Origin of the sequence: uncultured Pseudomonas sp., from assembly GCF_913774235.1 — a bacterium.
GTDB lineage: Bacteria > Pseudomonadota > Gammaproteobacteria > Pseudomonadales > Pseudomonadaceae > Chryseomonas.
Window position 1 is genome coordinate 181,351 of sequence record NZ_CAJYDW010000006.1, and the last position, 20,550, is coordinate 201,900.

The 20,550-nt window shown below is 65.9% G+C and carries 20 protein-coding genes; 8 read left to right on the top strand and 12 right to left on the bottom strand.

The genetic code is table 11. The annotated features are described in order from the left end of the window. Window positions 1–156: 156 nt before the first annotated feature. A complete protein-coding gene (gene rne / locus QZ471_RS06035) occupies window positions 157–3,402 on the top strand; it encodes a ribonuclease E (protein WP_295461778.1) in 3,246 nt (1,081 codons plus the stop codon). A gap of 631 nt (window positions 3,403–4,033) precedes the next feature. Here the strand turns inward: rne and rpsI are convergent. The 6 genes from rpsI to QZ471_RS06065 form a co-directional block, all read right to left on the bottom strand. Then, window positions 4,034–4,426, bottom strand: coding sequence for a 30S ribosomal protein S9 (gene rpsI, locus QZ471_RS06040; RefSeq protein WP_058764621.1), 393 nt, complete (start codon window positions 4,424–4,426; stop codon window positions 4,034–4,036). A 15-nt stretch (window positions 4,427–4,441) separates the two neighbouring features. After that, on the bottom strand, window positions 4,442–4,870 hold the full coding sequence (rplM, locus tag QZ471_RS06045) for a 50S ribosomal protein L13 (protein WP_007160609.1): 429 nt from the start codon (window positions 4,868–4,870) through the stop codon (window positions 4,442–4,444). A 206-nt stretch (window positions 4,871–5,076) separates the two neighbouring features. Continuing rightward, window positions 5,077–5,778, bottom strand: coding sequence for a deoxyribonuclease V (gene nfi, locus QZ471_RS06050; RefSeq protein WP_295461781.1), 702 nt, complete (start codon window positions 5,776–5,778; stop codon window positions 5,077–5,079). Between the two features lie 54 nt (window positions 5,779–5,832). Further along, the gene (zapE, locus tag QZ471_RS06055; RefSeq protein ID WP_295461783.1) at window positions 5,833–6,927 is read right to left on the bottom strand and encodes a cell division protein ZapE; all 1,095 of its coding nucleotides are present in this window, start codon (window positions 6,925–6,927) and stop codon (window positions 5,833–5,835) included. A gap of 84 nt (window positions 6,928–7,011) precedes the next feature. Beyond that, complete coding sequence (locus QZ471_RS06060) at window positions 7,012–8,361, bottom strand: tryptophan--tRNA ligase (protein ID WP_295461785.1); 1,350 nt, start codon at window positions 8,359–8,361, stop codon at window positions 7,012–7,014. 33 nt (window positions 8,362–8,394) lie between these two features. Beyond that, on the bottom strand, window positions 8,395–9,030 hold the full coding sequence (locus tag QZ471_RS06065) for an alpha/beta fold hydrolase (protein ID WP_295461787.1): 636 nt from the start codon (window positions 9,028–9,030) through the stop codon (window positions 8,395–8,397). A gap of 185 nt (window positions 9,031–9,215) precedes the next feature. On the opposite strand from QZ471_RS06065, the gene QZ471_RS06070 reads away from it, so the two are divergent. The 5 genes from QZ471_RS06070 to QZ471_RS06090 all read left to right on the top strand — a co-directional run bounded on the left by QZ471_RS06070 (window position 9,216) and on the right by QZ471_RS06090 (window position 12,911). Beyond that, window positions 9,216–9,656 carry a DUF1043 family protein gene (locus tag QZ471_RS06070; RefSeq protein ID WP_295461789.1) on the top strand — a complete coding sequence of 147 codons (441 nt, stop codon included), beginning with the start codon at window positions 9,216–9,218 and terminating at the stop codon, window positions 9,654–9,656. A gap of 130 nt (window positions 9,657–9,786) precedes the next feature. After that, complete coding sequence (locus QZ471_RS06075; protein ID WP_295461791.1) at window positions 9,787–10,149, top strand: ArsC family reductase; 363 nt, start codon at window positions 9,787–9,789, stop codon at window positions 10,147–10,149. 73 nt (window positions 10,150–10,222) lie between these two features. Next, entirely contained in the window at window positions 10,223–11,257 is a 1,035-nt protein-coding gene (dapD, locus tag QZ471_RS06080; RefSeq protein ID WP_295461793.1) for a 2,3,4,5-tetrahydropyridine-2,6-dicarboxylate N-succinyltransferase, read from the top strand. Window positions 11,258–11,307: 50 nt separating this feature from the next. Next, a complete protein-coding gene (locus tag QZ471_RS06085; protein ID WP_295461795.1) occupies window positions 11,308–12,516 on the top strand; it encodes an aminotransferase class V-fold PLP-dependent enzyme in 1,209 nt (402 codons plus the stop codon). After that, complete coding sequence (locus QZ471_RS06090; RefSeq protein WP_295461797.1) at window positions 12,513–12,911, top strand: SufE family protein; 399 nt, start codon at window positions 12,513–12,515, stop codon at window positions 12,909–12,911. Before QZ471_RS06085 ends, QZ471_RS06090 begins: the two co-directional genes overlap by 4 nt. Here QZ471_RS06090 and tadA read toward each other — a convergent pair. After that, entirely contained in the window at window positions 12,908–13,411 is a 504-nt protein-coding gene (gene tadA, locus QZ471_RS06095; RefSeq protein ID WP_295461799.1) for a tRNA adenosine(34) deaminase TadA, read from the bottom strand. The two genes, QZ471_RS06090 and tadA, sit on opposite strands and share 4 nt — an antisense overlap. A gap of 253 nt (window positions 13,412–13,664) precedes the next feature. Between tadA and QZ471_RS06100 the strand changes: the two genes are divergently transcribed. Both QZ471_RS06100 and QZ471_RS06105 read left to right on the top strand, forming a co-directional pair. Further along, window positions 13,665–15,887 carry an ATP-binding protein gene (locus QZ471_RS06100; protein WP_295461801.1) on the top strand — a complete coding sequence of 741 codons (2,223 nt, stop codon included), beginning with the start codon at window positions 13,665–13,667 and terminating at the stop codon, window positions 15,885–15,887. A 189-nt stretch (window positions 15,888–16,076) separates the two neighbouring features. Further along, on the top strand, window positions 16,077–16,664 hold the full coding sequence (locus QZ471_RS06105) for a LysE family translocator (RefSeq protein ID WP_295461803.1): 588 nt from the start codon (window positions 16,077–16,079) through the stop codon (window positions 16,662–16,664). Here the strand turns inward: QZ471_RS06105 and QZ471_RS06110 are convergent. The 5 genes from QZ471_RS06110 to QZ471_RS06130 form a co-directional block, all read right to left on the bottom strand. After that, window positions 16,650–17,477 carry an AraC family transcriptional regulator gene (locus tag QZ471_RS06110; protein ID WP_295461805.1) on the bottom strand — a complete coding sequence of 276 codons (828 nt, stop codon included), beginning with the start codon at window positions 17,475–17,477 and terminating at the stop codon, window positions 16,650–16,652. The two genes, QZ471_RS06105 and QZ471_RS06110, sit on opposite strands and share 15 nt — an antisense overlap. A 66-nt stretch (window positions 17,478–17,543) precedes the next feature. Beyond that, window positions 17,544–18,425 (bottom strand): NAD(P)-dependent oxidoreductase, encoded by an 882-nt coding sequence (locus QZ471_RS06115; RefSeq protein ID WP_295461807.1) that lies wholly within the window; start codon window positions 18,423–18,425, stop codon window positions 17,544–17,546. 65 nt (window positions 18,426–18,490) lie between these two features. Beyond that, on the bottom strand, window positions 18,491–19,246 hold the full coding sequence (locus tag QZ471_RS06120) for a molybdopterin-dependent oxidoreductase (RefSeq protein WP_295461809.1): 756 nt from the start codon (window positions 19,244–19,246) through the stop codon (window positions 18,491–18,493). Then, window positions 19,233–19,859 carry a cytochrome b/b6 domain-containing protein gene (locus QZ471_RS06125; RefSeq protein ID WP_295461811.1) on the bottom strand — a complete coding sequence of 209 codons (627 nt, stop codon included), beginning with the start codon at window positions 19,857–19,859 and terminating at the stop codon, window positions 19,233–19,235. The genes QZ471_RS06120 and QZ471_RS06125 overlap by 14 nt, the downstream gene beginning before the upstream one ends. Before the next feature lie 55 nt (window positions 19,860–19,914). After that, window positions 19,915–20,526 (bottom strand): hypothetical protein, encoded by a 612-nt coding sequence (locus QZ471_RS06130; protein WP_295461813.1) that lies wholly within the window; start codon window positions 20,524–20,526, stop codon window positions 19,915–19,917. Between the last annotated feature and the right edge of the window lie 24 nt (window positions 20,527–20,550).

The following is a 20,550-nucleotide window of genomic DNA, read 5'->3' on the forward strand; positions in this document are numbered from 1 at the left end:
CGAGCGCCTGCAGGAGACGTAGTCGCGGCACGCCCCCGGGCCTGCTGCTGGACACGAAGGCCGGTCTTATCCGGCTTCGATACGACCCCCGCGCACCCTTCTTTCGAATCCTGTTGCCACCACGCGGACCGAGAGCCCGGAACGTAGTGGTATTACATGAAAAGAATGCTCATCAACGCGACCCAGCCCGAGGAATTGCGGGTTGCCCTGGTCGACGGTCAACGCCTGTTCGACCTGGACATCGAGTCCGGTGCCCGCGAACAGAAAAAGGCCAACATCTACAAAGGCCGCATCACCCGCATCGAACCCAGCCTGGAAGCCGCCTTCGTCGACTTCGGCGCCGATCGCCACGGCTTCCTCCCGCTGAAGGAAATCTCCCGGGAATACTTCAAGAAGAACCCGGAAGGCCGCGTCAACATCAAGGAAGTGCTCTCCGAAGGCCAGGAAGTAGTCGTCCAGGTCGAAAAGGAAGAGCGCGGCAACAAGGGCGCCGCCCTGACCACCTTCATCAGCCTCGCCGGTCGCTATCTGGTGCTGATGCCCAACAATCCCCGCGCGGGCGGCATCTCCCGCCGCATCGAGGGTGAAGAGCGCAACGAACTGCGCGAAGCCTTGAACGGCCTGGACGCCCCCGGCGACATGGGCCTGATCGTGCGAACCGCCGGCCTGGGCCGCAGCACCGAAGAACTGCAGTGGGACCTCGACTACCTGCTGCAACTCTGGTCCGCGATCACCGAAGCCTCGGGCGAGCGCAAGGGCCCCTTCCTGATCTATCAGGAAAGCAACGTCATCATTCGCGCCATCCGCGACTACCTGCGCCAGGACATCGGTGAAGTCCTGATCGACAGCGTCGAAGCCCAGGAAGAAGCCCTGAGCTTCATCCGCCAGGTGATGCCGCAGTACGCCAGCAAGATCAAGCTGTACCAGGACAGCGTCCCGCTGTTCAATCGCTTCCAGATCGAAAGCCAGATCGAGACCGCCTTCCAGCGCGAAGTGAAGCTGCCGTCGGGCGGCTCCATCGTCATCGACCCCACCGAAGCCCTGGTGTCCATCGACATCAACTCGGCGCGCGCCACCAAGGGCGGTGACATCGAAGAAACCGCCCTGCAGACCAACCTGGAAGCGGCTGAGGAAATCGCCCGCCAGCTGCGTCTGCGCGACATCGGCGGCCTGATCGTCATCGACTTCATCGACATGACTCCGGTGAAGAACCAGCGCGCCGTGGAAGACCGCGTCCGCGAAGCCCTGGAAGCCGACCGCGCCCGCGTGCAGATCGGTCGTATCTCCCGCTTCGGCCTGCTGGAAATGTCTCGTCAGCGCCTGCGCCCTTCCCTGCGCGAGACCAGCGGCATCGTCTGCCCGCGCTGCAACGGCCAGGGCATCATCCGCGACGTGGAATCCCTGTCGCTGGCCATCCTGCGCCTGATCGAAGAGGAAGCCCTGAAGGATCGCACCGCCGAGGTTCGCGCCCACGTGCCGATCCAGGTCGCCTCCTTCCTGCTCAACGAGAAGCGCAACAGCATCACCAAGATCGAGCTGCGCACCCGCGTGCGCATCATCATCCTGCCGGATGACCACATCGAGACTCCGCACTTCGAAGTGCAGCGCCTGCGTGACGACAATCCCGAGCTGCTGAACAGCCAGTCCAGCTACGAGATGGCCAACACCGAAGCCGAGGAAGTGTTGCCGGTTAGCTCCACCCGGACCCTGGTGCGCCAGGAAGCCGCGGTGAAGGTAGCGCCCGAGCGCGCCCCGGCACCGACATCCGTCACCGCCGACGTCGTGACCCCGGCCGCCCCGGTGGCAGTCAAGCCGGCCGCCGAGCCCAATCTGTTCAAGGGCCTGGTGAAGTCCCTGGTCAGCCTGTTCGCCGGCAAGACCGAAGAGCAGCCGCTGGCCGACAAGACTATCGCCACCCCCGAAGCGACCAAGAGCAGCGACGAGCAGCGCCGCCAGGACGAACGCCGTAACGGCCGCCAGCAGAATCGCCGCCGCGAAGGCCGTCGCGATGACGAGCGCAAGCCCCGCGAAGAACGCCAGCCGCGCGCCGACCGTGGCGAACGCAGCGATCGTCCGGCTCGGGAAGAGCGCAAGCCGCGTGAAGAGCGTCAGCCTCGCGAGGAGCGTCAACCCCGTGAAGAGCGGGTCGCTCGCGAAGACCGCCAGCCGCGTGAAGAGCGCCAACCGCGCGAGGAACGCGCCAACCGCGAGGAGCGCCAACCCCGCGAGGAACGCGCCGCTCGTGAAGAGCGTCAGCCCCGCGAAGAACGCGCCGCTCGCGAAGAGCGTCAGCCCCGTGAAGAGCGCCAGCCCAGCGAAGGGCGCGTGAGCGCCGAAGAGCGTCCGGCTCGCGAAGAGCGTCAGCCCCGCGAAGAGCGCAAGCCGCGCGAAGAGCGTCAGCCCCGTGAAGAACGCAAGGCTCGCGAAGAGCGTCAGGCTGCAGCCAGTGCCGAAGAGCTGAACGAAGAAGAAGTACTGGAAGGCAACGACGAACTGGAAGAAGGCGAAGAGCGTCCGCGTCGCCGTTCCCGTGGTCAGCGCCGTCGCAGCAACCGTCGCGAACGTCAGCGTGATGCCAATGGCAACTTCATCGACGACGAAGAGCAAACTGCTGTAGCCACCGACGCCCCTGTCGCGCCAGCCGCGGTCGCCCTGGGCACCGCCGTCGTGGTCAGCGAGAGCGTGACCGCCGTCGCCACCCAGGAAGAGGTCCGCGAAGCGCATCAGCAGGCGCCGGCAACTGTGGCCGACACTCCCGCTGTTGAAGCTGCCGTGGAGACGTCGGCGGAACAGCCGATTGCCGAGGCACCTGCCCAGCCGGAAATCCTCACGCCCAGCGCGAGCCAGCTGCAGGACGAGCGTGCGCCGCACCAGGACGTGGAGATCGCCGCCCCGGTCGCCGAGCAGGTCGCCCCCGTGACGACCACGGCGCCCATCCCGGCTGCCCCGGTCGAGACCGAAGCCACCGAATCGGCCGCTGGTCGCGCCTCCAACGACCCACGTGAGCGTCGTCGCCGTGAGCGCCTGGCCCGCGAAGCCGAAGCGGCACGCGCCAAGCAGGCTGAGCAGGACGCTCAGGCACCCACCTTGGGCGCCATCGCCGAGACCGAGGAAACCTTCGCTACCGCAGCGGTAGGAACCGTGGAGCCGCAGGAGGCGCCTGCAGCTCAAGAGGAAGTCCCTGCCGCTGAAGCGGAATCGGCTCCGGTCGTGATCGAACAGCCCGCCGAAATCGCGCCCAGCGCAGCCCAGGAAGAACCGGCCGCTGTCGCTCCGCTTGCCGAGGAAGTCACCGCGCAGGAAGAGCCCAAGGCAGAGGCATCGACGGAAGAGGAAGCCAAGCGGGCGGAATCCGAGCTCGAGCGCAAGCGCAACGAATCGCGGGAAAACCATCCCAGCTGATTCTTGGCGTTAACGGAAAGGGGCGCTCAGGCGCCCCTTTTTTATCCCTGCGATTTCTCCATGCCTGCTCTCAAAGAGACCTAGCACTGAAGCCGTGCAGCGGAAATAGGATTCTTGCGCCACCGGCAAAGCCGGAGATAGCGGCTGAGCCTCCGGCGCTCAACCTAGAGCGACTGTCCAGGCTTTGCCGATAGCGCCCCCTCCCAACCAGAGCACTCAGCGATCTAAGACCCAAGCGCCTGCCAGGGTGGATCCGCCGCGCCCCATGGCACTCGGATACCCCAGACGCGACTTGAAGGCTGGGCCCTGGCGATGGCGCACCAACCCAACCAATAGCGCCTGGACGATTCGACACCAGTAGGCACCAAGCTTAGCGAACGATGACAGGGCCTGCGCATTGGGGCTGCCAAAGGAAAGACTTCGCCCCCATTCGACAGCTATGCCCTTAGCGTCAACGCCCGCCCTGAACATTCGGACAGCAGACTGGCGAATCCATCCACCACCGACCTTTCAGCACGCTGCTTGAGCCAGGCCGCCAGCCAAGGCGCCATCCCGCCACTGTCAATAGAGAAATCCTGGGCATAAAAAAACCCAGCCACTTGGCTGGGTTTTTCGAGCGAATCCCGAAGGATTAACGCTTGGAGTACTGCGGACGCTTACGCGCTTTGCGCAGACCGACTTTCTTACGCTCGACTTCACGGGCGTCACGAGTGACGTAGCCGGCTTTGCGCAGGGAGCTGCGGTAGCCTTCGTCGTACTCGATCAGAGCGCGGGTGATGCCGTGACGGATGGCACCGGCCTGGCCGCTCACACCACCGCCAGCGACGGTAACGTAAACGTCGAACTTCTCCAGGGTCTCGGTCAGCTCGAGGGGCTGACGGACGACCATGCGCGCGGTTTCGCGGCCGAAGAAGGTATCCAGGGTGCGATCGTTGATGGAGATCTTGCCAGTGCCCGGACGGAGGAAGACACGAGCGGTGGCAGTCTTACGACGGCCGGTACCGTAATTTTGAGTTGCCGACATGTTCTACTATCCCGATTAAAACTTGAGTTCTTGGGGCTGCTGAGCGGTGTGCGGATGGTTCGCACCCTTGTACACCTTGAGCTTGCGATACATGTCGCGGCCCAGCGGGTTCTTCGGCAGCATACCCTTGACGGCGGTCTCGATGACGCGCTCGGGAGCACGGGCGATCAGCTTTTCGAAGTTGATCGACTTGATGCCACCCGGGAAACCGGAGTGATGGTAGTACATTTTGTCGGTAGTCTTGGCACCGGTCACACGAACCTGCTCGGCGTTAATGACGACGATGTAGTCGCCAGTGTCAACGTGAGGGGTGTATTCGGGCTTGTGCTTGCCACGCAGGCGAGTGGCAATTTCAGTAGCCAGACGACCCAGAGTCTGGCCAGCAGCGTCGACGACGTACCAGTCGCGCTTAACGGTTTCCGGTTTTGCGGTGAAAGTTTTCATTCTCTATGGCCTCAGAGGCCGCCCTGGTAAAAAGACGGCAAATTCTACACAACAGTGCAACCCCAGACAAGTCAGGGGCAGCCGGAAACAGACGCTCTTCGGGGGCTCGGGTCGGCGTCCGCTACGGCGATCTCGGCAGGCTTAGGCATCCCCCGCCAAGAAAGCTGCGGCATGATACCCGTTCAGGACGAAAAAGCAATTGAAAGTTAGAAAGAAAATAGCGCCTGGGTGGCCACCGACCCTTGACGGCGAGAGGCCAGGTGGTCCGCCAGCCGCGTCGGTTCCGGCAGCCGATGGCGCCTGACGCAGGCCATGACCAGCCTGGGAGCGGTGGCCAGGCTGACGCGATGACCGGGCGAGACGATCAGTGGCTTCACCCTGTCCTTGCTGCGCAGCACCGACCCTATCACCTCCCCCTGGCGATCCAGCAAGTCGACCTGAGCACCGCGGGTTTCGGCCAGTTCGCCGTGATGGCCGGTGAGAATCTTCTTGGCGACGCCGATGGTCGGTAGACCGGTGACCACCCCCAGATGAGCGGCGATGCCCAGGCGGCGCGGGTGAGCGATGCCATGGCCGTCGCAGAACACCAGCTCGGGCACCTCCGGCAGTTCCTCCAGCGCCTGGAGCAGCGCCGGGAGTTCGCGGAAGGACAGCAGCCCCGGCACATAGGGCATCACGGTAGGGATGCGGGCAATGGCATGGGCCAGGGGCTGCAGGGTCTCGGCATCCAGCAGGACGGCCACCGCGCGGGTGATTGCGCCGCCCTCCTCGAAGCCCACGTCGACCCCGGCGTAACGGCGCGGCGCACCGAAGTCGTCATCCAGGCGGACCTCGGTGGCCAGTTGCTTCTGCAGGATGCGCGCCTGGGCGGCCGAGCCGTCCCAGTCGGCGAAGGGGTTGGAATTCACGAGCAGCTCCCAAGCACCTGAGTCAAAGGATTGATCCTCCAACTCCGGCAGGGTTCAGGGCTTGTGCGGACGGGCCAGGTACTCGTGGGACTGCATCTCCAGCAGGCGGCTGAGGGTGCGCTGGAATTCGAACTCCAGCCGACCACCGGAATAGAGGTCCTTGAGCTCGACCTCGGCGGAGAGGATCAGCTTGACCTGGCGATCGTAGAATTCGTCGACCAGGTTGATGAAGCGCCGCGCCATGTCGTCCTTGAGGGCATCCATCCGCTCGACATTGCTGACCAGCACGGTCTGGAAGATCTTGCCCAGCTCGATGTAGTCGTTCTGGCTGCGCGGACCGTCGCAGAGGGCACGGAAGTCGAACCAGGCGACGTCTTCGCAGGTGCGGCGGGCACGGATCTCGCGGTTCTCGATCATCAGCGGCACGTCTTCGCAGAGATCGGTGCACTCGACGGTGAGCGAACGGAAGCTCTTGGCCATCGCCGCCTCGACGGCTTCACTCAGCGGATAATGGTAGAGCTGGGCCTGTTCCAGGGCACGCAGGCGATAGTCCACGCCGCTGTCGACGTTGACGATCTCGGTGTGTTCCTTGAGCAGGGCGATGGCCGGCAGGAAGCGCGCGCGTTGCAGACCATCCTTGTAGAGACCGTCAGGCACAATGTTCGACGTGGCGACCAGACTGACGCCGTTCTTGAACAGCTCTTCCAGCAGGGTCGCCAGGATCATGGCGTCGGTGATGTCGGAGACGAAGAATTCGTCGAAGCAGATCACCCGCGCCTCGTCGGCGAAACGACGGGCAATGATGGTCAGCGGATTCTTCTCGCCCTTGAGGGTGCGCAGCTCTTCATGGACCCGCTTCATGAAGCGGTGGAAGTGGGTGCGCATCTTCTGCTTGAACGGCAGGGCGTCGTAGAAGGTATCGACCAGATAGGTCTTGCCGCGCCCTACCCCGCCCCAGAAATACAGGCCCTTGATCGGGGTGACCGTCTTGCGCCCGAGCAGCTTGCCGAACAGACCGCCCTTGGCGGCTGGCTCGGCGAGCAAGTCGTCATAGAGCCGTTGCAGGTGGCGGACGGCCTCTTCCTGGGCGGCATCGTAGAAAAACTCCGGGCGCTTGAGGTCGGCCTGGTAACGCTCGAGGGGGGTCATGGCGGCTTCTGGTCGGGTGGAAAAAAGGGTGGTCACTGTAATGGCGGTCCCTGGCGTTGACAACGCCGGGGACCGCAGGTGCCGTCAGCCTTCGGCCAATTGCGCCAGGGCGGCGCGGGTGCGCTCGACCAAGGCATCGCGGGCGGCAGGAGAATCGCTGGAGGCGCCTTCGGCCACGACCAGGTTGTCCAGCAGCAGCTGGAAGCTATTGCCCTCCCCTGCCTGGACGAGGGCCGGTGTCGTGATCAGCTGTTTGCTGGTGATGCCGGCGGTCTTGGCTTCGGCGAAGGGGATCGAGAGCGCCAGTTCGGTGCCGTCGGCATCGAGCAGGCGGAAGCGGAAGCTGCCATCACTTTCGCGGAAGCTGACGAAGCGAGCGGTCTTGCTAGCCTTCTTCTTGGTGGAGCCGGTGGCGACCTGGGTCTTGAGCGAGCGCAGGCCCACGGCTTCGCGCAGTTCGCCGAGGAAGGGCGTGGCGTAGCGGCGGGCCTTGGCGGCACCGGCCAGCAGGATGTCTTCCAGGTCATCGGGACGGGCGATCAGCGTCGCGTAGCGCTCGCGGGCCTCGCCCAGCTCGGCGTCGAGCAACTCGAAGAGCTGGCTCTTGGCCTCGCCCCAGGCCAGGCCGCCAAGCAGGGCTTCGCGGAAGGCCGCGCTCTGCTCGGGGGTGGCGAAGGCCTGGTAGAGGGTGAAGAGGTGGGCACTGTCCGGGTCCTTGGGCTCGCCGGGCAGGCGCGAATCGGTGACGATGCGGGCGATGGCGTCCTTGAGCTGCTTGGCGCTGCCGAACAGCGGGATGGTGTTGTCGTAGCTCTTGGACATCTTGCGGCCATCGAGACCGGGCAAGGTGGAGACGCTTTCCTCGATGACCGCCTCGGGCAGGGCGAAGTAGTCGCGGCCATTGCCGAACAAATGGTTGAAGCGCTGGCCGATATCGCGGGCCATTTCCACATGCTGGATCTGGTCACGGCCGACCGGCACGCGCAGGGCGTTGAACATGAGGATGTCTGCCGCCATCAGCACCGGATAGCTGTAGAGGCCCATGGTCACGCCCGCATCGGGATCCTCGCCCTGCTCCAGGTTGCGGTCGACCGCGGCCTTGTAGGCATGGGCGCGGTTGAGCAGGCCCTTGCCGGCGACGCAGGTGAGCAACCAGGTCAGTTCGGGGATCTCGGGGATGTCGGACTGGCGATAGAAGGTGACCCGCTCCGGGTCCAGGCCGCTGGCCAGCCAGGTGGCGGCGATCTCCAGGCGCGAACGCTGGATGCGCGCGGGGTCGTCGCACTTGATCAGGGCGTGGTAGTCGGCGAGGAAATAGAAGGAGTCGGCATCGTCGGCCAGGCTGGCGCGGATGGCGGGACGGATGGCCCCGGCGTAGTTGCCCAGGTGCGGGGTACCGGTGGTGGTGATGCCAGTGAGGATGCGAGTGGTCATGGAGGCGCTGGGAATCCGAGAGACTAACGAGGGTCAGGCCTGCAGGCGGGGCAGGACCAGATCTTTGAGTTCGACGAGTTTGCCATGAAAGAAATGGCTGCACTCGGGAACGCGGAGTAGTTCGTGGGGCAGATCGAGACTGGCGGACCAGGCGTAGACGCGCTCGGGGGTGACCACTTCGTCGGCTTCGGGCTGGATGACGGTCAGCCGCGCCTGCTTGGGTAGGCGGCCGTCGACCGTGAAGCGCTCCACCGGCGGCGCCAGCATGAACAGGCGCTCCACCGCCACGCCCTCGCCCTCCAGGCGACCGCCCAGGCAGGCCGCGACGCAGGAGCCGAAGGAGAAGCCGCAGAGCGTCAGCGGCAGCTCGGGATGGCGCGCGCGTAGCCAGGCCACGGCGGCCGCGGCATCGTCGATTTCGCCTTCGCCGCCGGCATGCACGCCGCTGCTGGCACCGACGCCGCGGAAGTTGAATCTGAGGGTAGCCTGACCCGCGTCCCGAGCGATGCGCTGCAGGGTGGCGACCACCTTGTTCTGCATGGTACCGCCGTGGAGCGGATGGGGATGACAGAGCACCACCGCGCCGGTGGGTTCGGCCGGGCTCTGGTACAGGGCTTCCAGAGTGCCCGCGGGGCCCTCCAGCAGCAGGGATTCTTCACGGGCTGACACGTTTGACTCCGTGACCCCGGACGCGCAGTGCTCATCCAAGGAATTGATTTTGATAGGGTCGATCCTGCGCGATGCCTGAGTGCGGGGTATGATGACGCCCAGCGAATGGCAGATGACGCAACCCAGTGTACAGGCTCGCCGGTCTGCCGTTACCGTAAAGCAAAGCCGCTCATAGAGGAAGTTTCGTGGAACAGTCGCTCACTACCTGGTTGTTGCCCCTGGTCGCGCTGCTGATCGGGGTCGGGATAGGTTTTCTGCTGGCGCGCCTGGTGCCGGGTGCCGCGCCGAGCCGGGTGCAGCGCCAGCTGGATGACCTGCAGAAGAAGTTCGACGACTATCAGCACGAGGTCACCAGCCACTTCAGCACCACCGCCGGCCTGGTGCGCAAGCTGACCCAGACCTACCAGGACATGCAGTCGCACCTGTCCGAAGGTGCCGAGCGCCTGGCCCAGGATGAACTGACCCGCCAGCACCTGCTGGCCTCGCTGCACAGCGCCGAGCAGCGCTACCCCACCAGCCGCGAGCGCATCGACGGTCCGACCGAAGCGCCGCGGGACTATGCGCCCAAGGGCGATGGCGCCCCCGGCACCCTGGACGAAACCTACGGCGTGAAAAGCCGCGGTTGATCCCAGAGGCCGGGCACTGTCCCGGCCTTTTTCTTTCCTACGTCACCTTCCTGCTCTAGGTTCGACGCTCGGCCCTTTTCCGGCCTGACATGGCATAATCCGCGGTTGCAGTCTTTCGCAGGAGAACGCCATGCCCGCAGCGGCCAGTGGCCTGAGCCTCTACGGCATCAAGGCCTGTGACACCATGAAGAAGGCCCGCCTTTGGCTCGACGAGCACGGCCAGGCCTATCACTTCCATGACTACAAGCAGAGTGGCATCGACCGCGAGCGGCTGGCGGCCTGGTGTGCGGAGCATGGCTGGGACAAGGTGCTCAATCGCGCCGGTACCACCTTCCGCAAGCTCGACGAGGCCCAGAAGGCCGATCTGGATACCGCCAAGGCCATCGACCTGATGCTGGCGCAGCCTTCGATGATCAAGAGACCCGTGCTCGATCTCGGCGATCGTACCCTGCTGGGCTTCAAGCCCGAGCTCTATGCCGCGACCCTGAACTGACCCCGCGGCCACCGCCCCTACTACCGAACATCTCGCACCGACCGGATCGGTGCCTTTGCAAAGGAAAAGTCTCATGTCGAATGCCCTCTTCAGTATCGCCTTCGGTGTCGGCACCCAGAATCGCCAGGACGCCTGGCTGGAAGTCTTCTATGCACAGCCCCTGCTGAATCCCGCTGCCGAGCTGGTGGCGGCGGTCGCGCCCCTGCTCGACTACCAGGGCGGCAACCAGGCCATCGCCTTCGCGCCGGCCCAGGCCCGTGGCCTGGCCGAGGCGCTCAAGGGCATCGATGCCGTGCAGTCGGCGCTGCTGACCCGCCTGGCCGAAAGCACCAAGCCGCTGGTGGCCACCCTGCTGGCCGAAGATGCCGCGCCCGCCTCCACCCCCGAGGCCTACCTGAAGCTGCACCTGCTCTCCCATCGCCTGGTGAAGCCGCACGGCCTGAATCTCAGCGGCATCTTCGCCCTGTTGCCCAATGTGGCCTGGACCAACCAGGGCGCCGTGGACCTGGCCGAGCTGCCGGCCGAGCAGTTGGAAGCCCGCCTGCGCGGCAAGCTGCTGGAAGTCTTCTCGGTGGACAAATTCCCCAAGATGACCGACTACGTGGTGCCGGCCGGCGTGCGCATCGCCGATACCGCCCGGGTGCGCCTGGGTGCCTACGTGGGTGAAGGCACGACGGTGATGCACGAAGGCTTCGTCAACTTCAACGCCGGCACCGCCGGCCCCGGCATGATCGAAGGCCGCGTCTCCGCGGGCGTCTTCGTCGGCAAGGGTTCGGACCTGGGCGGCGGCTGCTCCACCATGGGTACCCTGTCGGGCGGTGGCAACATCATCATCAGCGTCGGCGAAGGCTGCCTGATCGGTGCCAACGCCGGCATCGGCATCCCGCTGGGCGATCGCTGCACCGTGGAATCCGGCCTCTATGTGACCGCGGGTACCAAGGTGGCGGTGCTGGACGACCAGAACCAGCTGGTGCGGGTGGTCAAGGCCCGTGAGCTGGCCGGCCAGAGCGATCTGCTGCTGCGCCGCAATTCGGAGACCGGCGCGGTCGAGTGCAAGACCAACAAGACCGCCATCGAACTCAACGAAGCGCTGCACGCGCACAACTGAGTCCACCACCGGGCAGCCCGCCGCGCGCGGGCTACCCCGGAGCTGTCGCCATGTTGCTACCCTCCCCCTGGAGAGCCGAGTTTCCGGCCTTCAGCGCCTTCGCCGCCGACGGCATCACCTACCTCGACAGCGCCGCCACGGCGCAGAAGCCCCAGGTGGTGCTGGATGCCCTGCTGGCCAGCTATAGCCTGGGCGCGGCCAATGTGCACCGCGCCCAGCACTGGGCTGCCGAGCGGACCACCGCCGCCTACGAAGGCGCCCGTGGACGGATCGCCGCCTGGCTGGGCGCTGCCTCGCCGCAAGAGGTGGTGCTGACCCGCGGCGCGACCGAGGCGCTCAATCTGCTGGCCTATGGTCTGGAAGACGCCTTCGCGGCGGGTGACGAGATCCTCATCAGCGCTCTGGAGCACCACGCCAATCTGCTGCCTTGGCAGCAGCTGGCGCAGCGCCGGGGCCTGCTGTTGAAGGTGATCCCCCTGACCCCGAGCGGTCATCTGGACCTGGACGCGGCCAAGACACTGCTGGGGCCTAGAACTCGCCTGGTCGCGGTCAGCCAGCTGTCCAACGTGCTCGGCACCTGGCAACCGCTGGCGGAGTTGGCCGCCTTGGTGCGCGCCCGTTCACCGGCCTGGCTGGTGGTGGACGGAGCCCAGGGCGCGGTCCACGGCCGTCACCGCCCGGGCGAGTTCGACGCCGATTTCTATGTCTTTTCCGGCCACAAGCTCTATGCGCCCGAGGCCATTGGCGTGCTCTGGGGCAAGGCCGACTGCCTGGCACAGCTCAAGCCCTGGCAATTCGGCGGCGAGATGGTGCACCACACCACCTTCCACGAGGCCCGCTTCCATGCCGCGCCTATGGGCTTCGAGGCCGGCACGCCGCCCATCGGCGCGGCCATTGCCCTGGGCGCGGCGGTGGACTGGCTGCAGGGCCAGGACGAGACGCTGATCCGCGGTCACGAGCAGGCGCTGAGCCTGAAGCTGCTGGCCGGTCTCGCCGCGCGCGACGGGGTGCGGATCTTCGGTGAGCCGCAGATCGCCTTGGCCAGTTTCCGGGTGGAGGGCGTGGACGTCGGCGATCTGTCCCACTTGCTGGGGGAACAGGGCATCGCGGTACGCGCCGGTCAGCACTGTGCCATGCCGCTGTTCCAGACCCTGCAAGCGCCTGGCGCGCTGCGGGTGTCTCTGGGTCTGTACAACGACGCCGAGGATCTACAGCGCTTCTTCACCGCGCTGGACAACGCCCTGGAGCTGCTGCGATGAATCTGCTTCCCGATGCGGCGGAAGCCCGCCGCGCCTTCGTCATCGCCAAGGGCTGGGAGGCACGCTCGCGCCTGTTGCTGCAATGGGCGGAGCGCTTGCCCGCGGTACTGGAAGAGCGTGACGAGGACCTGGTACAGGGCTGCGAAAGCCGGGTGCGCCTGACCCACGAAGCCCAGGGCGATCGCCATTTCTTCCGTGCCAGCAGCGAATCCCGGGTGCTCAAGGGACTGCTCGCCGTGGTGCTGGTCCGCGCCAACGGTCTCACTCGCGAGGAATTGGCGCGGCTCGATATCCATGGCTGGCTCACCGAACTGGGCCTGGAGCGACAGCTGTCGCAGTCGCGCAGCAACGGGTTGAACGCGGTATTGGCAAGGATGCGCGAATTAGCCGCTTAGCCCTCACCTGACGCGGGGTTGCGGCGAGCGCGGAAGAAGTCGGTCAGCACCTGGCCGCAAGCCTCGGCCAGTATCCCGCCCTCCACCAGCACCCGGTGGTTGAGAAAATCCTGCTCGAAGAAGCGCCCGCGGCTTGCTGCCATGCCCGCGCGGGGTTCGCTGGCGCCATAGACCAGTCGCTGGATGCGGCTGTGGACGATCAATCCAGCGCACATGCTGCAGGGCTCCAGGGTGACGTAGAGGGTGGCACCCGGTAGCCGGTAGTTGGCCAGGCGCGCGGCGGCGGCGCGGATGGCCTCCATCTCGGCGTGGGCGCTGGGATCGTGGGCGCCGATGGGACGATTGAAGCCGCGGCCGATGATTTCGCCGTCCAGCACTACCACCGCCCCGACCGGCACCTCGCCCTGCTGGGCGCCCTGCTCCGCCAGTACCAGCGCTTCGCGCATGAAGAGGTCATCTCGACTGCGGTCGATGATGGGGAGCGGACGAAAGCGGGCCATGGCTGAACTCTGGACAAAGGCCAATGATACCGCCCCTGTCGGCCGAGACCAGCCGCGGTGATTCACGAGTGCTGGCGCACACTTTCCCAAAAAAGGATCGCAACAATCGTTATCGAAGCAATCAGATGAAAGAATGACTAAAGGCCTTCGCTGCCTGAAGTGACCTGCGTCACATAGATGCGGATTCGGCGCTATAACTTCAACAGGCGCGGCGGCGCGTGGTCCCATTCAAGAGTTCATCTGAGACAGTCGCATGATAGCTGCACCCCCTGGTCAGTCGCTGCAGAGCTGTGAAAGCGAGCCAATCCGCATTCCAGGCGCGATCCAGGCGCATGGTTATCTTCTGGCGTTCGACGAGTCGGAACGACAAGTCAGACATATCAGTCGCAACCTGCCTGAGCTGCTGGGCAAGACCGAGCTTGAGCTGCTGGATCGCCCCCTGGCACAGGTGCTACCGGAGGAACTGTTCGCGCGGGTGCAGCAGGCGCTGACGCTGGAACACCTGGAGGAAGCCAATCCGCTCGGCTGGAGCCGGCCGACGCGAGACATGGACGTGATCCTGCACCGCAGTGAGAACCTGGTGTTCCTGGAGTTCGAGCCCGACGACCACGGTGGCGTCGAGCCGGCCGGCCTGGCGCGCGCCCTGGCTCGACTGCAACAGGCACGGACCCTTGCCGAGCTGTGCGAGGGAGCAGTGCGGGAGGTGCGTGCCCTTACCGGTTTCGACCGGGTGGTGGTCTACCGCTTCGACGACGGTGGTGACGGCCAGGTGGTCGCCGAGGATAGGGTCACGGAGATCGATAGCTATCTGGGCATGCACTTCCCGGCGAGTGACATCCCGGCCCAGGCCCGCGCGCTCTACCACGAGAACTGGATTCGCAACATTCCCGACGCAGCCTACGAGGCCGTGTCGCTGGTGCCCGGCTTCCGGCACGGCACCGAGAAGGACCCGATCGACCTGACCCACGCCGTGCTGCGCAGTGTGTCGCCCATCCACTGCCAGTACGTGCGCAACCAGGGGCTGCGGGCTTCCATGAGTGTGTCGCTGATCAGCGATGACCAGCTCTGGGGCCTGATCAGCTGTGGCCATCGCGAACCGCTGTACCTGCCCTTCCGCACCCGGATGGCCTGCCGCTCCATAGGGGTGCTGGTCTCGCTGATGATTCGGGCGCTGGACAATCGCCAGGTGCAGCGTGAGATAGAGGCGCGGGAAGCCCAGCTGGCCGCGCTGATCCAGGGCATGTGCGATAGCCGGGGCGAGGTGCTCGGCGGGTTGTGTGAACATGCCACGCAGCTGCTGGAGCTGGTCAATGCCACGGGCGCTGCAGTGCTGGTGGAAGACGAACTCTGCATCCAGGGCGAATGCCCGGGCGCCGAGGACATCCGCACTCTGGCCGCCTGGGTCACTGCCGAGATGGACGCCTCCGGCATCTATGCGACGCGCTGCCTGGCAGACGAACTGCCCGAGGCGCGCCGCTATAGCGACCGTGCCAGCGGCCTGCTCGCCCTGGCCCTGCCCAAGCCGGTCCGCAACCTGGTGCTGTGGTTCCGTCCGGAAATCGTCACCACCGTTGTCTGGAGCGGTAATCCGGCCAAGCTGGAGACCGCTGCCCCGGCGCTGGGCACGGGACTCAACTATCCCCATCCGCGGCGTTCCTTCGACGCCTGGAAGGAGCTGGTGCAGCTGCGCTCGGAACGCTGGCGTCCTGCCGACCTGTTCGCCGCCAAGGACCTGCGCCGCTCGGCCGTCGAGATCGATCTGGCGCGCCAGGTGGAACGCGAGCGCCAGGCCGTGCGGCTGCGCGACGAGATCGTCGCGGCGGTTTCCCACGACCTGCGCAGCCCCATCACCATCATCCTGATGAAGGTGGGCATGCTGCAGCGCCTGCTGGAGAAGCTCGCCGTGGGCGACGAGCGACTCGGCAGCTCGCTGGAGGTGATAGAGACGGCCGCCCAGCGCATGAATGCGCTGATCAGCGATCTGCTTGATCTGTCGAAGATCGAATCGGACCGCCTGAGCCTGGAGCTGAAAGAGACGCGACTGGTGGATCTCTGCGCCCAACCCATCCTGCTGTCGCGGCCCCTGGCGGAGAGCAAGACGATCAGCCTGGAGTTCGCGGCCGATCCAGACATCGAGGTGCGAGCGGAAGCCGAGCGCATCTTCCAGGTGCTGATGAATCTGCTGGGCAATGCCATCAAGTTCACCGCGCCGGGTGGCCTGGTGCAGCTGAGCATGCGCCGGGTCGACGGCATGGCCGAGGTCAGCGTGAGCGACAACGGTCGCGGCATGAGCCAGGCCCAGCAGGCACGGGTATTCGAGCGCTTCTGGCACGTGCAGGAAGACAACCCTACCGGCCACGGCCTGGGGCTCTACATCGCCAAGGGTATCGTCGAGGCCCACGGCGGCACCCTCACCGTCACCAGTGCCCTCGGCCAGGGCAGTACCTTCAGCTTCACCCTGCCGTTGGCCAACTAGCAGAAGAAAATCCCCGGTGGCCGACAGCGACGTTGAAACCACCGGGGGAGCGCTGGGCTCGCAACAATGGACGCCCTGGTAGCGCTTCGAATTCCCGCCTTCCGTCGGGCACAGCAGGGTCATTTTCTTCAATACCGCCGCTGACGCCGCCAGCTAGCGTGCGAGTCTCCCTTAGCGAGAGACTTCGAGATGACGCTGATCCTGTCCATGGCCGCCTTCGCCCTGGTGGCTTCCCTCTCCCCTGGTCCGGTCAACCTGGTGGGCTTCAATACCGGACTCACCCATGGTTGGCGCCCAGCCTTGCGCCACGTCGCCGGGGCTACGCTGGGCTTCGTCGCACTGCTGCTGGCGGTGGGCTGTGGCCTGCACGAGCTGCTGACCGCCTGGCCGCGGCTGCTCGACATTTTGCGTGTGGCCGGCGCCCTCTTCCTGCTCTACCTGGCCTGGAAGCTGGCCCGGGCGGCGGGCGACCTGGGCAGCCGCCCAAGGGATGGCTGCCCAGGCTTTCGCGATGGCGCCCTGCTGCAATGGCTCAATCCCAAGGCCTGGCTGGCCGCGGCGGCGGGGATAGCGCTGTTCGTCGGCGAGGATCGCCTGCGCCTGGCGCTATTCGCCGGACTCTACCTGGTGATCTGTTTCGCCTCCCTGACCTGCTGGGCGGTGGCCGGCCAGTGGCTGCGTGGCCGCGCCCTGACGCCAAGTCGCCTGCGCCTGCTCAATCGCGTCCTCGCCGCGCTGCTGGTGCTTTGCGCCGCTTCGCTGCTATGGGAGGGCTGAAGCGGCGCGATACTGACCGGGGGTGGCCGCCACCAGGCGCTTGAAGGTGCGCTGCAGATGGGCCTGGTCGGCGAAGCCGGTGGCCAGGGCGACCTCGGCCAGTTCCTCGCCCTGGCGCAGGCGCTGGCGGGCCAGGCGGATGCGCCGATCGATCAGGTAGGCGTGGGGCGTGAGCCCGTAGCGGCGCTTGAAGCTGCGGATCAAATGGGTGGGCGACAGGTCGGCGACCTCGCTCAAATGGTCGAGGCTGACGCCTTCGGCGCAGTAGGCATCGAGGAAGTCGGCGGCGCGACGCAGGCGGCGATCCTCGCGGCTCAGCGTCATCGCGACGGGCGTGCGACCGAGACGCGCCAGTACGGCTTCGAAGTACAGTATTGCCTGGCTCTGGCGCTCCAGGGACAGGCTGTCCGGATCGACCAGGCAGGCGTGCAGCGCCTCCAGCCCCCGGTAGAGATGATCGTCCCGCGACAGCTGCATCGCCAGCGGCTGGAAGTCGTCGGCACCGGGACGCTGCAGGTCGGCCAGCCAGGCGGCATCCACGTGCAGCATGCGATAGCGCCAGGCTTCCTCGCCCTGGGGATTACAGGCATGGACGTCGCCGGGATTCATCAATACCAGAGTGCCCGCCCCTACCAGCTCGCGGGTCGGGCCGTTGTGATAGCGGCTGCGACCGCCCAGCACCGTACCGATGGAAAAGGTCTCGTGGGAATGCGGGGCATAGCAGAGTTCGCGGCCGTCCTGGATGGAGCGCGCCTCGAGAAAAGGTAGCGCGGGGTCGCGCCAGAACTGAGGGACGGTGCCGGTAGCGGTCATGCAGCAGGACTTCCGGGACGACTGACCGGATCAGTCTAGTCGTCCCGGAAGGGTGAAAGCCAGGCGTCAGCGGGTGGCGGCGTCCTCGGCCTCTTCCAGCAGGATATCGGCGGTGATGACATAGTCAGCGTCCGGGTGCAGTTCGGCGCCCAGCGCCAGTTGCTGCGCCGCAGCGGCGAGCGTCGGGGCGCCCTGGTAGGTGGCGTTGAGCTCGGCCAGCAAGAGGCCCATGTCCTTGTGCATCAGCGCCGCCGGGAATTGCGCGGCGAAGTCGCCCTCGCGCAGGGCGGCCAACTTGCGCTGGTGATGGGGCGAGAGCACCGCCAGATCGCCGAAGACCTCGAACAGCACCTCGGCATCCAGTCCCGCGCGGGTGGCATAGGCCAGGGCTTCGGCCAGGGCGGCGAGACCGGCGCCCATCAGGCCGTTGATGGCCAGCTTGATGGCGGCGCCCTGCCCCGTCGGACCGACGTGGTGCACGGTCTTACCCAGGGTTTCGAGGATCGGGCGGGCACGTTCCACCGCCTCGGGTTCGCCGCCGGCCAGCACCACCAGTTGGGCCTTTTCCGCCTCGGGGGTGCTGCCGGACACCGGCGCCTCGACCACGGCGATGCCACGGGCACGACCGGCCTCCTCCAGGCGCAGGGCCAGGGCCGGCGAGTTGGTGCTGGTGTTGATCAGCAGACGCCCGCTTTGCAGGCGGGCAATGACGCCATCGGGCCCGAGCAGGACCTGTTCGAGGATGGCGTCGTTGGGCAACGAGACGATCACCACCTCGGCTTGGGGCAGCAGCGTCGCCAGCGGTTCCATGGGCGTGCCGTGGCGCTCGCCGTCCTGCTGGTGCTCGGCATAGGCCATGACCGAATAGCCGGCCTCGCGCAGGTTGGCGCCCATGCGCTGGGCCATGGCACCGAAGCCGATGAAACCGATCGAGGGATGGGCGGACATGACGAGACTCCTGGGTAAGGGGTGGGTGGTATCTCGACTGTCGCCCATGGCCGGGGTTCCGCGGGCTAGATGCCACTGAACCAGTTATAGCCCTGATCCTCCCAATAGCCGCCGGGATAGTCGTTGGTCACGAACAGCGCCTGGATGTGCTTGGGATTCTTGAAGCCGAGCTTGGTCGGTACCCGCAGCCGCAGCGGATAGCCGTAGTCCGGCGGCAGGGCCACCTGGCCGAAGTCCAGCGCCAGCAGGGTCTGGGGATGCAGCGCCGAGGCCATGTCGATGCTGGAGTAGTAGCGGTCGGCACACTTGAAGCCGACGTACTTGGCGCTGGTGTCGGCGCCGATGCGTTCGAGGAAGGTGCACAGCGGCACCCCGCCCCACTGGCCGATGGCACTCCAGCCTTCGATGCAGATGAAGCGGGTGATGTCGGCCCGTTGCGGCAGGCGGCGCAGCTCCTCCAAGGTCCAGGCCTGCTTGTTGGCGACCAGGCCGGAGACCTCAAGGCGGTAGTCGCTGAGATCGATTTCCGGGACGTTGTATTCGGGATAGAAGGCGTTGAAGGGAAAAGGATTGGTGATCTGGCTAGCGGCATAAGTCGGCGCCAGACGCTCGCGGCCGAACAGCCAGGCCTGCACCCGGTCGTTGAAGCGCGACATGGACCAGAGCACCTTGTCGACGCTGTCGCCGTCCTGCAGGTTGCAGCCGCTGAGCATGGCCAGGGCACCCACGGTGAGACCCTGCTTGAGCAGCAGCCGCCGTTGCAAACTCTCCACTTGGCGCTGTTGCGCCGGCTCCAGGCGCAGGCGTTCACGCCGACTCATCATTCACCTCCTCGTGCGCCCGGCCGGTGATCATCGGCGGCAGGGTGCGGGGGACCAGGATGACCAGGGCCAGGTGCACGACGACGAAGGCGCCGATGCCGGCCATGGCGAAGAAATGCACGTAGCGGGCGGTGTCGTAGCCGCCCAGCAGTGCGGCCAGTACCTGCAACTGCACCGGTTTCCAGATGGCTAGCCCCGAGAGCACCACCAGCACGCCGAGGGCCAGCACGCCCCAGTAGAGCAGGCGCTGTACGGCGTTGTAGGTACCCAGTTGGTGGCCGAGGCGCAGCCGCAAGGCGGCGACGAAATCCCGGCCGATGGCGCGCGGCGACAGCGGGAGAAAGTCCCACCGGAAATGGCCGCTGAACAGACCATAGAGCAGATAGATCAGGCCATTCACCACCAGCAGCCAGAACACTGCCAGGTGCCAGGCGATGGCGCCGCCCAGCCAACCACCCAGAGTGGCCCAGGCGGGAAAGGTGAAGGGGAACAGCGGCGAGGCGTTGTAGATCGCCCAGCCGCTCATGAACATGCAGGGCATCGCCAGGGCGTTGAGCCAATGGGTGAGGCGCACCGGCCAGCGGTGCACCAGGCGCCGTCGCGAGATGGTCATGGGAGTCCCTCTTCACCTTGGGATGGACGCGGTCGCAAAGGACCGCGTACGGGTCTTACATGGGCGGAGTGAAACCGTCCTTACCAACGGCCACGCCTTTCACATGCTTGCCGTCTTCGGCAGGGAACAGCACCACCTTGGCACCGGGCTTGAGCAGGCTGCGGTCGCCCTTCTCGACGTAGGCGATGGGCACGTCTTCCGGCACCACCAGCTGCTTCTCGCCGCCCTTGTACTGCACTGTCAGGGTGCGGCCGTTGGCCTTCTTGAGTTCGCCCACGGTGCCGTTGGTCATGGTGCCGGTGCTGCCGTCGGCATTTTCCCAGCCGTAGTGGCCTTCGCCGGTGCCACGCAGGCTGGCTTCGAACACCGTGACTTCCAGCGCCTTGAGGGTGCCGTCGGGCTGGGGTGTGGCGGCGGAGCCGATGAAGCTGTTGGCTTCGATGCGGTCCAGGTTGGCCTTGGACACGGCGCGATAGCTGGTCTTGTCATCCAGCGTCAGGGTCTGGTGGGCACCATTGCGGGTGGTGAAGGCCAGGGTGTCGCCCTGGACGCTGTCCACGGTGCCGCGCATGGGCTTGACGGTGGGCATGGGCGCGGCCTGGGCCAGCAGGGCGCTGCTGGCGAGCAGCAGGGCAAGGGAACCGCGGAGCAGAGTCTGGGTACGCATGAAGCCTCCTGGGATAGGGAATCG